We start from the raw sequence: 11983 nt of genomic DNA, 5'->3' as shown, positions 1-11983 counted from the left end.
CCAACTATGGCCGAGATAATCTAGTTCAGCATTTTGGGGTATAACGACCTTGATACACTCATTTCCGTTTTGCTTATATCCTCTACTGCAAACCCAACCATGACCAAGATAATCTAGCTCCGCATGTTGAGGTATTTCAGATTTAAGTGAATGATGAGCATCCACATTCTTTCTTTTTTCAGTACTAGTTATAAAATTTTTTTGTATTTTAAGTTGTTTTTCTTTTTTCAGTTTTGCTAAGCTCAAGTGCTTAAGTAAGGTTTTATTAGTTAACTTATCAGTATTAATTCTCATATCGCCCTGAAATTTTAAAATTGCTCGTTTAGTTTTAACTCCCAGAAAACCATCTGGATAGCCTGAATCATAACCAAGTTGATTTAGTTTTTTCTGAATTTCTTGTAAAGTTTTATCTGGAAGAGCATGATTATCAGAGGAATTAACACTAATAGTGCTTCTTGAAAAAAGAGCAGCCCCTTCGGACTCAAGTACAGCACGATAATTTTTAATATAAGATTTTGCACTTTCAAAGTTACTTGGCCTATATCGAAAATTTCCACAGCGACGATTATAGTTCCCAACCATCTTATTAAAGCGATTTACATCAGATGCAATATAACCATTAACTATTTTTCTAGCTGTTTCAATGCGAATCTTTTCAGCCAAGCACCAACGAATCTGAGCAATTTCAAGTATATTTTTTATTCCTATTTTTGGTTTTTCTTCAGAGGGTCGATTAGAAATTGGTGGCCTCTCAGAAATCTGTTGTGACGAAGTTTGTGGTGATATTAAAGGTCTAGTTAAAGCAGGGTTAGTATTTTGTGATTTGGCATTTGTTATCGCCTCTCCTGCCGATGACAGCCAACACCAATAAAAAAACGTTACAGCAAGACATCCAATTATTATTCTCTTAACCCCAAGCATCCAAGAAGTGGTCGAGGCTTTCTGAATTGGCTCCGAACTTGGTTCAGTATCCTTTATTAAATTAGTTTCTGGATGGTTTTCTGCTGAAATAGTATCATGTGATAATTTCTTGGCTTGTGCTTCTTTGACGATCGTGCCAATATCAGATACCATCGAGGATAATCCAGCAAAACCGAAATCTAGTTGCTCTTTTTTAGATTCTTCTGTAGTCAATATATTTCCTCTACTCGTGCAGGCGATGAATGCAGTGCGGATAGCAAATTTTCTTGACTAAGTCTGTCTTTTCCTGACCGTGCTGTTAAACGGGCCCCTTCTCGAACTACAAAAACAACATCCGACAAAGGCCTGTCCGCAAGCTCTTTTGAAATAGGTATTAGATCTATATCTTCTTCTTTTGGAAGTGGTGCTAAAAGTTTTTCTAATAGGGCTAAAACCTCTATCTCATTAGCGTAGTCTACCTTGATGATATGATCGAACCGACCTCGTCGGAGTATTGCTGGATCAATCATATCCACACGGTTAGTCATTGCGACAATCAAAACATCATTCGTTGTAGCCTCTGGTATACGTCTCAGAAATTCTGCAACCTCTTCTACATGATGGTGACCCGATCCTAGTTCTCGGTTTGATAAGAAAGCTTCCATCTCATCAATAACCAATACTGAAGGTGCATATTTGAGAGCCATATCAAAAATCTCTGCTACCTTTTTGCTAGTCTCATGAATATATGGGCTGGCTATACTGGATGCGTTAATATGAAAACTTGGCCATCCAAGATAATCAATTAACTGCTCTACCGCAAACGTCTTCCCACATCCAGGTGGTCCATGCAATATGACTGCCGATGGAAATCCAATTCCAAGCTGCTTATAACGTTCTCGGTTTTGAATGATATGAATGATATGTTCGTTAATAAATCTCTCTAAATCTGGACGACCTGGCAATTCGAATTGTTGTGCTTTCTCATTTTGTATGGATGCTTCAATCCCTTTTAAAAGAACAAGATCATTATTGTCCAAGTGGAGTCCAGCAGTTTCAACAATATCTTTAAGATCAGCGGCACTGAAGGCACTTAGGGTACATAATTGCCTAAAAGATCTCACGGAAATGTTAACGCCACCAGTTAGCCAATAACCAAGAATAAAATCATCGTCAGTATTTGGGCCAGTACTATAGGTAGGTAATAGTCGGTTTAAAGTTTCAATATATAGAGCATCTTGAAGTGATAACCCACTAGTGATTTCTCTAGTCGCTTTAAATGCTTGTGCAAATATAAGTGCCACATTCTTCGTATTTGGAGGCCTAATCTTTGATACAGGACACAAATTCTGACTTGCACTACAGGAAATCGACCAGAAGCGTTGATTCCCAAAATAAAAAGCAGTTAATGAATCATGATCAATAAGTCCAGAACTAATCCACTGTTGTGTAAGTTTGTCATGAGCAATCAATGCTCTACCACCACTCAGGACTTCAATAATCTGCCAATCTATACCTTCAAAAATAGCAATTCTGGCTATTGCTCCATCAGGAAGCTTGTAGCCAATGGGTAGCCAAGCATTTATTGCCATAGTTACCCCCGGACAATATTTGAGCCAGCTATCATCTCGTCTTCATTAACAGAACCTATACGAGCAGAATCAAGATTGGCAACAATTTTTCGCAGTTTTTCCATATCATTACCCGTAAGAGCCTCAATCCCTGCTTCAATTAATTGAGTATGCTCATGAACATCAGGGAATAGATAAGAGTCTTCTTTTAACCAGTTAAAACGGTCAATGATAAACCAATCTTGTCGCCATAGAATCATAAAGTTTCTATTACGAAGTTCAGAAAGATGTGCTTCAAAATCACTGCTATTATTATCAATTGCGCGTTGAGCTGTTTTACTAAGATTTTCAAAAGAAGAATCCTCTGATGATCGAGCATGCTGTCTAACTAACTGCTCAAAAAAATGAACAACTTTGTCTAACTCTATCTGACGAATTTCTTTTAAATGCTCTTTGCGAATTATGGCTAGACGTCGCCTAATTTCTTGAATATTATCCATAGCCTGTTTAACTGTTTCAGGGTCACTCTCATTAGGATTTAATCCGCATGTTTGATCCAGTGTGTCTCGTGCTTGATTTAGTCGATCATCATTGATCTTTGATGTCATTTCATTAAGACGCTGTATCATTTTCTCTGATTGGTCTTGGACTAACTTTGATGCTTTGGTATAGTCAATTTGCCCATCTTGACGAGAGTAAAAATTACGCCCGCTATGGAATGAACTTCCAATGGATGGCACCGTGACCTCAATAATAATATTCCCTGAATCTAGTACTTCATATTCGCAAACTAACTCAGCACCTACTGAAATAATTCCATCATCGAAATCAACACCTTTAATCTCAAACATACCGATAAAGCGGTTATCGCCAATTGGGTCAGATATCTCACCTTCCCAAAGTTTGAATTTTAAAGTGGAAGGGCTACCAGCCTTTAATGATTCTGCAGCTTTGAAAATTTTCTTTCCTTTTTTGGGTAATTGCTCCCCTTCACGAACTAAATAATCCAGTATTAGACGACCTCCAATTTTCTCACATACCTCTACACCAATAGAATGCGAGGCAGGAATAGCATCAATGCTTGCAGCTGTACGTAAAATGACAATTTTGTCTTCAACCAGACTAATAGGTCCACCGTTTGAGTCAAACACAAATATTTTAAATGTATTTTCAGCTGGTTTCGATAGATGAAGTTCAACACTCGCTCCATCTTTCAACCCTACTCGGCCAGATGACCATCCCGTATCGAGACTGTCAATTTGAAACTCGGCTCCAGAGATAACAGGACCGGTTACCTTCGCGATGATCTTGGCTTTGGTATCTGGTGTTCTTGCTATAAAGTTAAATGAAAGATCCAGATTCCCTGTGCCTATTGTACCTCGAGCACTTTTCCGACCACGCTTTTCAGAAGCCCAATCAATCGATTCGGCGAATATTGCTGCACCTTCTGCTACCGCCGTCATGGGATTAACATCTATAGATGGTGCAATACCTAATTCAAACGATACTTTATCGCGGAGGGGCTTATATTGAGTTGGTCCACCTACAAATACAATACGTTCAACATCATGTGAATTTAGTCCACTCTTAGCAAGTGTTTCTCTAGCAGCCTGGATAGCTTCTTCTACTTTACCTAAGATTAATTCATCAAGGAGTCTTCTTGTGAAAGGTATATCAATGTATATTTCCTCACCAGATTCATCACTAATACTAATATCTGATTCAGCAAGACTGATGACAGATTCCTCTTTAGTTGATAGTTCTATTTTTGCTCTTTCTGCAGCCCACAGGCACATTCTTAGTAATGATTTGTACTTGATATTTGAACTTAAATCTTCTGGTAGATTAAATTGGGAAAAAAGCCAGGGCTTAACAACATTGTCCAAAATTGAGCGATCAAAGTCTGTTCCACCACACATCGCAATACCGCCATGGGCTAATAGGCTTACTCGTCCACTGATGCTTTCTGCAATAGCAATATCGAGAGTCCCTCCTCCTAAGTCAAAAACAAGAAAAACTCCATCACTTCTTCTTTGCTTCATAACACTCATCACTGCTGCCACAGGCTCCTGCATTAAAGTAATTTTGCCTAAACCGGCCATTTCAGCTGCAGCCAATGTCGCATCTTTTTGCATTTGATTAAACGCTGCTGGTACAGTAATTACAGTACCAGTTCTTTCATTATTTCGTATTTCTTCAGGAAGATATCCAAAACATAGTTTAAGGATTTCGGCGGAACACTCTTCTGGAGTCATGACTAGACCCACAGCATCCAGTTTGACAGGAGTGCTTGTACCAATCATTCGCTTGAATTTTGTAGCAGCATTATCTGGATTTTTAGCAGCACTATCGTATGCTCTTTTCCCTAAGTATTTGTTGCCTCTCTTATCGATAAAGATAGCTGACGGGGTAACATCATTTTGATCTGGACTCTTATAGAGGTGAACTGACGCCCCATCATAAGAACAAATTGCACTGTTTGTTGTGCCAAGATCGATTCCAACGTATTTCATATATTCACCTTTCGCAGTATGACTGTCCCCTGTTTTTTAAGTCCTTGAGCACTCATAATAATCGGCTCTACCATTTGATCTATTAGCAACGTATCTTCTGGCTCAAAATCACCCAAATTTAGAGCAGAAGCGGCGATACCAGGATCGAAAGGTTGTCCCTCAACATTGACTAGCCTAAGGCCAACAACTTCTAGACTTTCTTCGATTTTTTTTTGAAAGTAACGCAATTGGTTAACGTAACGATTAACCTCTCCGGCATCCATCTTATTCACAATCCTCGTAAACACTCGAGAAAAACGCCAGCTTTCAACTGCAATGTTGATCATAGAGTGTTCTAATTGTTCATATCGGTTATTGTTATCAATTTCCATCTTTTTTCTCTGAGGTTGTTGAGTAGTTTTGCATTTAGCGGATTTAAAGCAATGGGATTATCCTATTGCTCCAATTGGTATAATTTTTCAGTTTAATCTTATATATGATTTACAATTAGTCGAAATTGATATTATTCAAATTCATTATAAAACCATGTTGATCATAATATGCCCATTTTTCGGCGATGCTACGTAATCATAAGACCCTTGTCAAGGCAAGAAGTGGTTGACTATTGCCCTAAAGACAATGATTTGATCTGATTGATTTATAATTAACCTAATCCAGGGAATACGATAGAGTTTTATATAAAGTAAAGACAAATGAAGGTCCAATATCGATTACTTTTTCATAAAATCATCTCTATCATAAAATCAATTAATTGCATTTTAAGAGCACTATGGATAATATCCGCCCATTTCATTTGGGGTTGTACTATGAGAAAACTATTTGATTCACTGGCGGTTGCTAGTTGTGGTTTGATTACTTCAGTACTGACAGCAATATTGGTTATTGTATGTTCCAATCATATGGAATTTGATTTTTTTACTCTAAGTGTTTGGGTGGTGATACCTATTGGCGCTATTTTGACTGGTATGGCTGCAGCATCAGGATACTATTTTGGTTGCTTATATTTTCATAAACGACCAACCAAGGTACTATTTTTGCAAATGCTAATAATTGCAGTCTTTACTCAATTGTTGATCTATTATTTTCAGTACATGACTCTTATTCTTGATGATGGAACACAAGTAAGCCAATTTATTTCATTTATTGATTATGTAAAATTCACACTTTCAAAGTCACATTACACTTTTTCTTTTAGTAGGGCTCCAACTCATATTGAAACAGGTGAAGTGGGTTATTTTGGCTATTTTTTGGCTATTATTCAATTCGTTGGCTTTATGGCAGGTGGCGTATTTATTGCCATGATACTTTTACAATACCCTGAATGCGAAAAATGCGGAAAATATTTTAGATTGTTGGGTACTAAATCCAAAAGCTTTTCAGATTCTGATGCTTTTGCTGCATATTATGATGAGCTATATACTCACCCAATCGAATCAAAGGAATTTGTTGATATGTTAAATCAAAAGCATGATCACAAGGCCCAAAATGGAGTAGTACTTCTAAAAGAAAAGCTTAATGGCTGCCCATATTGCAAAATTCAAATGATTACTAATAATGTGTCTGTTTATAATGGTAAAGAGTGGAAAGAGATCAATGACTTAAAACGCCATATTCTCTTACCTGACTCTATAAGTTTGCTTACTCAATTTGCCAAATGAGAACTTACCATCACATACGCGCAATGGAATGCGCTGTATTAAACAATACAAAAAAATTTTAAAAGGCTTATTTTGAGTATCAAACCTATAAAGATTCTATATAGTTCAACACACACCTATCGCATTATTAAAGTATGCTTACTAACTTCTTTATTTATAAGGATTTTCAATAGACATTAAGGAAAAATAAGTTTAAAAAGCTGATGAATGTGTGGTGAAGAGTAAGTATGAAGAATAAAGTCAAAAAATCCATATTTTATAAGGGTTGCTGGAATAATTTTTTAACTATTCACCACAACATTCATCACAGGTTCATCATTCTTCACCACTTTGCACCGCTTTTTTTTACCCTATAAAACTAAACAACATATTAAACATTTTCCTCATACATATTTTGTAACTCATTATATTTCACCAATGCCGCTTGCTGTAACTTATCAAAGTCCTCCCTATTAAGCTGTAATAGCTCAACCGAAATATTTTTAATCAACGCATTCATCTGAATGATTAGTTGATGGCAATGTTTTTCGACGGCTGTCTTTTCACTTAAATGGTCATTTCTCTCAAACCAATGATTTAATCCGACCTGAATTAATAGACTAATCATATGAGACATGGAATCATTATTTTTTATCGCAAGGGATGCGATACGATTATGTAAGTTATTTGGTAGTGAAATGGTAGTACGTGGCATAATTTCTCCTGATTTTATAGCTCTAATTCTTTAATTAACTGACGATTTATTTCTGTTTTTTTACTGTAAAACAATAGGTCATCCATATTGATTTTTTGATTCAGTGAGTTTGTTAAATTTTGTGATTCAAACCCCTGCTTCTTAGCAATGACTGTCTGTATTGAGTGGCTATTATGGTGACTGAATCGTTCCTCATGGCGTACTAGTTGCTCACTTGATATCCTATCGAGTGCGGATGGTTTTTCATCGGTATTTCTTCTAATAGCACGAACCAGTTCTTCCTTATTATCCGTCACCAAAATCATACCTTGTACGGCTCTAGAAATTTGCACGTAAAAATTATTTAGGGTAGAGCCAAACCGATGATAGGATTCCATTAACCCAACACCAAAAGGCGCATCTTTTCCTTGAACCTTATAGTTGGTCAGGACATAGCTGTAGTCAAGGTGCTTTAAGGCTGGATGGGTATGTTCTATGGTTAATTGATGGCCTTCTTTGGTAATAAAAATGAGTGCATTTTCTTTAATTTCATGAAGGGTTGCACATTGGCCGTTTCTCAGGTTATTGGATTTGAAATTGCGTGTCCACATGACCTTATCTCCCGGCAATAGCTCCAAAGATTTTGCATGATAAAGTTCGATAATGCGTTCAAAAGGCGCAGTATGGGATTTGTATTTTGGCAGGTTATTTAATTTAAACTGAATTAACTTTCCATATTCATTAATTAGTGGCAACACATTATCTTGGCTATTCTTTTTGCTTATTTCTCCAACTGTATAATATTCACCTGATTTAATGTCATTTTTTCTAAACTCCTGATTAAAACGTACAATGTCACCCTTCTCATAATAAGCAACAAATCGACTCTGTATAGGCTCCATCTTTTTTGCTTTAAGAACCATTTGGTGCACACCTTCTTTTGCTAAAATCCCTTCTTGTTTCAAACCATCACGAATCAGCTTAGTAATTTCTTCTCGATGAACATGTGTGGGTGCAAATAATAAAGTTTCATCACGACCTTTTTGTGGCATGGAAAGCCAATGGTTAGCAATCCAAGTAATGCGCTCTTCATGAGTGGTGCGTTCTTTAACATCCACTTTGTCTAAAGCTTCTCTTACCTTTCCTTGAGTAGCAGCAATTACTGCCTCTTTTAGGACGGTATTTTTTTGCCTCACAATTTCATCCATTACAGTGTTCTCAATACCATATTCCTGGGTTAAGCCAAATATACGCCCTGCATTCACACTTGGTAACTGTGCCTTATCACCAACAAGTATTAGCCTTGCATTGGTGCGTTCAATATGTTTCATCAGTTCGTGACCCTGATGAGAAGAAAGCATGGATGCTTCATCGACTATAAATATGGTCTTGCTTAAAGAAGCAATTGGTGCGTCTTTTAGTTCTTGATGTACCAGTGGGAACACGTCTGTTTTAATCCCTGCTTTTTCCTGTAATTCATAGGCAGCAGAGCTTGCTACGGTAACACCACGAAGTTTATAGCCTTGTGCCTCAACCAGTAATTTTGCTTCAGAAAGCATCGATGTTTTAGCAACACCTGCATAACCTTGAATGGCTAAATAGCGGTCTTTACTGGTTAATAACACAAGCATGGCCTCTTTTTGCGAATTGGTCATGGGATAAGGCAATAATGGGCTTCGCTGCTTTTGAAATACTTTGACTGTTTCTTTGGTGGCAATAGCAGGAACAACCCCTTTATTGTGTTCAATTCGCGCAAGAGTTTCTGCCTCTATGGTCAAAAGCCATGGAGTGGTTAAAAATCGCTGTCCCGTTTCCTGGCATCGAGCTTGATATAAAGATTGATTCTTAATTTCGTGTTGAATTGCATCATTAATGGATTCTTTGGACACTGCTTTAGGGTAAACAAGGCTATGTTTCATCGCCTCAAACGCTAAACCCCTTTCTGAAAATATTGAGGTGCGCTGACTTAATGTTTCTGTAGCAACCTGTATGCAGGCTATAGCCGCTTCCTTTTCTGAGGGACTTTTCCCTTGGGTTTGTTTGCCAACTAAAGCCATTAATTTATCTTTAATGGCTGAGAACCAAGAAATAGGTTGTACTTGATTTCGATTTTGCATAAAAGCTTGTGCATCAAACCCTAAATCTTTTGCGCGCTCTTTCCAGTCTTTTTCTAAAACAGTGATGTCACACTCTTCCTTGTTCTTGCGGGTGAGCAATGTAGCCGCTGAGGCGCTTTTTGCACCACTCCAGCCTTTTTCCTCCATGTGACGTTCAATGTCTTCACGCCTTCTGGAAAATTCCTGTAAGACTTTCTCAGGGATGCCATCAATTTCAAATAACCCATCTCCGCTTAACCTCAATGGGAATTTTGCCTCTTTCAGTCGATTGGCTAAATATTGACGATAAATCAATCCACAATAATGAGCATTATTTTGAATTTGCTCGATAACCCCATATTTTCTTGATGTGTCGCTCGCAAGAGACCGTGCTTTTCCTTCATGAAAAGTCATGTTCATGGTGACACAGTGCGTATGCAACGCCGGATCATTGGCACGGGAACTTGGTTGCCTAAACGCTGCAACTGCTAAGTTGCCCGTCTTTTCAAAAAAAATCTCCCCATGCCGAGAAACTCGAGTTTCTGCAAATTCCTTTTCAATCTGCCCTATGGCATAGGCTACTGCTTCATCATGATATTGAACTAATTCAGGTGCGACGCCTAATCCCACTAATAGGGAGACACTTTTAGGTGCAGAAAAAGTCATATCAAAACCAGGGCGATGTTCGCCTTGAAGATTTTGTAGCGACTGACCATCAGGCATTTTACCCTCTAATAAAGCGAGCATTTGTTTCTTTTCCACTATTCCAGATAGTTGCATCTTCTGGCTAGCTTGTCCTAACCACCTCATAGATTGTGCATCACCTGAATAGTAATTGAATGTTGCTGCATAATAGTCTGCTGCACCTTGTGCTGATTTTAGTGGTTGTATACTGAGCATAGTTATCCCTAATCCATATATTCTATGAGTTGGCTTTCTTTCACTTTTCGTGAAGCCTGTTCCAGATCTTGTCCTGATGATTCATTTGCTTCATCTACCCTTGAGACATCTTCTGTTATGAGTTCAGGTAAATTTCTACCGATAAAACCTAAGTTTGGTGTATCACGTTGTATTAATTGAATTGCCAACTTCGTCACTGGATAAGGACCTGGAAGACGCAAAAAACAGGTTAAATCTTTGAGTTCCAAAATTTCTGGATAAGCAACGATAGGACGAGTCACTCGTTGACTTCCTAAGGAGATACCATCTCGGATGCTGTTGGCACCATAAGAATAATTTTCCCTAGACTCTTCAATTTCTTCCTCCCCTAGTTCACTGGCTACTAGGCGTGCCATATCGCTGCTTGGGCTGCGAAAGAAAAAACGAGTATTGAGTAAATCAAAAATTTCTCTAGCTCCACTTTGACCATAGACCTTAGTGAGCTGTGAAAAGCTTTGCATTCCCAAAAGAAAACAGCCGCCAAATTTACGTACTTCGGCAATCGTCTCACCAAGTAAAGGGAGTTTATGTAAGCTAGGTAACTCATCACAGACAAACCAAATACGTCGTTCTCGATTAGGCGACAAGCTCAAAAGCGTTAAGGAAGCCATAGCTAACCACATCGAAATGAGTGGTTTTAAGGTTTTATGTTGCTCTCCATTGGATGAAATAAACAACCACCCTTTTCTATCTTCATCAAGGATGTAGTCACGAATGGAAAATGCAAGCTTATTATCCTTCTCAAGACCTGATAAAGACTGCAGTGATTTAAGATAAGTCGTGATTACCGAACGGATGGAAATTGCTGTTTTTTCAATTTTACCACTGACTAAAGTAGCAGCTGCCGTTCCTTGCAAATACTCTTCTAAGGTAGAAAATTCACCAGTAAGCAAAAGCCGTAATAATTTCTCTAATGAGCGATCAGAATCATGGCGCATAGTGGAGGCAACCGATACAAAAACAGTTCGGGCGGCATTGACCCAAAAAGGATCAGATTCCCCATGCATAGGGATGAGACTTTCTGCCATGTTTTCGAAATCAGAATCTCGAGGCGCCTCACTCCACATATCCCAATTTGGGCAACGTGCATCAAAAGGATTTAAAACAACATCATAGTCTTCACGAAAATAATGAGTTATAAAAGAGCATCCTTTATCATAAATAATGACTCTATCTCCACGTGCTCGCAAAGCATCTAAGATCTTCATGATGAGCTGGCTTTTTCCAGTCCCTACTGTTCCATGTACTAATATATGCTGCACCTCACTACCTTGAATTAAAGGAAAATCATCAATATGAATGTCGGAATGAGCCGCATCATTTATGATCATTTCTTTTACCTGAGCTGGGGTATCGATTCGACTTCCTCGAATAAACTGATGTTTACTCTGTTCTTTACCTCGGCGAATAAANCTTCCCTTGATTAAGATTTTGAAAAGATTCATCCAATTGCTGGTGAACATTGTGTTTTAATGTTTTAGTCTTATTTTGATCAATGCCTACTTTGAGTAATTGAGCATCGTGCTCCAATTCTTGAGTATTTTTTTGATAATGAGTCCCTAACTGTTTTTCCATTGAGCTCACTTGATGCTTTTCTTGGTTATAAAAAGAATCTATTCTTTTATGGTTATCT

At 37.9% G+C, this 11983-nt stretch carries 8 protein-coding genes; 1 reads left to right on the top strand and 7 read right to left on the bottom strand.

The window, feature by feature from the left end:
* The 4 genes from DGG96_RS21100 to DGG96_RS19895 all read right to left on the bottom strand — a co-directional run.
* A partial coding sequence (locus DGG96_RS21100; RefSeq protein ID WP_205872631.1) for a peptidoglycan-binding domain-containing protein occupies positions 1-1134 on the bottom strand: 1134 nt, incomplete at its 3' end.
* Positions 1131-2492 (bottom strand): ATP-binding protein, encoded by a 1362-nt coding sequence (locus DGG96_RS19905; RefSeq protein WP_110144215.1) that lies wholly within the window; start codon positions 2490-2492, stop codon positions 1131-1133. The genes DGG96_RS21100 and DGG96_RS19905, both read right to left, overlap by 4 nt.
* Positions 2493-2494: 2 nt before the next feature.
* Positions 2495-4984, bottom strand: coding sequence for an Hsp70 family protein (locus tag DGG96_RS19900; RefSeq protein WP_110144214.1), 2490 nt, complete (start codon positions 4982-4984; stop codon positions 2495-2497).
* Entirely contained in the window at positions 4981-5355 is a 375-nt protein-coding gene (locus tag DGG96_RS19895) for a hypothetical protein (protein ID WP_110144213.1), read from the bottom strand. The genes DGG96_RS19900 and DGG96_RS19895 overlap by 4 nt, the downstream gene beginning before the upstream one ends.
* A 435-nt stretch (positions 5356-5790) precedes the next feature.
* Here DGG96_RS19895 and DGG96_RS19890 point away from each other — a divergent pair, with 435 nt between their 5' ends.
* Entirely contained in the window at positions 5791-6642 is an 852-nt protein-coding gene (locus tag DGG96_RS19890; protein ID WP_110144212.1) for a hypothetical protein, read from the top strand.
* Positions 6643-7012: 370 nt separating this feature from the next.
* Here the strand turns inward: DGG96_RS19890 and DGG96_RS19885 are convergent, their stop codons facing one another.
* Genes DGG96_RS19885 through traD form a run of 3 tightly spaced genes read right to left on the bottom strand, consistent with a single transcriptional unit; the run spans position 7013 to position 11795 of the window.
* A complete protein-coding gene (locus tag DGG96_RS19885; protein ID WP_199742185.1) occupies positions 7013-7336 on the bottom strand; it encodes a hypothetical protein in 324 nt (107 codons plus the stop codon).
* 14 nt (positions 7337-7350) lie between these two features.
* Positions 7351-10311, bottom strand: coding sequence for a MobF family relaxase (mobF, locus tag DGG96_RS19880; protein ID WP_110144211.1), 2961 nt, complete (start codon positions 10309-10311; stop codon positions 7351-7353).
* A gap of 8 nt (positions 10312-10319) precedes the next feature.
* Positions 10320-11795 (bottom strand): type IV conjugative transfer system coupling protein TraD, encoded by a 1476-nt coding sequence (gene traD, locus DGG96_RS19875; RefSeq protein ID WP_240610481.1) that lies wholly within the window; start codon positions 11793-11795, stop codon positions 10320-10322.
* Positions 11796-11983 lie beyond the last annotated feature (188 nt).

The organism is Legionella qingyii (genome assembly GCF_003184185.1).
The sequence above is the reverse complement of the archived record's forward strand: the minus strand, read 5'-3'. Positions and strand labels throughout refer to the sequence as shown.

What these genes read in the sequence shown, in the direction of transcription:
- DGG96_RS19900 (WP_110144214.1), bottom strand. Translation starts at nt 4,984, where the DNA reads ATGAAATACGTTGGAATCGATCTTGGCACAACAAACAGTGCAATTTGT.
- mobF (WP_110144211.1), bottom strand. Translation starts at nt 10,311, where the DNA reads ATGCTCAGTATACAACCACTAAAATCAGCACAAGGTGCAGCAGACTAT.
- DGG96_RS19885 (WP_199742185.1), bottom strand. Translation starts at nt 7,336, where the DNA reads ATGCCACGTACTACCATTTCACTACCAAATAACTTACATAATCGTATC.
- DGG96_RS19890 (WP_110144212.1), top strand. Translation starts at nt 5,791, where the DNA reads ATGAGAAAACTATTTGATTCACTGGCGGTTGCTAGTTGTGGTTTGATT.
- DGG96_RS19895 (WP_110144213.1), bottom strand. Translation starts at nt 5,355, where the DNA reads ATGGAAATTGATAACAATAACCGATATGAACAATTAGAACACTCTATG.
- DGG96_RS19905 (WP_110144215.1), bottom strand. Translation starts at nt 2,492, where the DNA reads ATGGCAATAAATGCTTGGCTACCCATTGGCTACAAGCTTCCTGATGGA.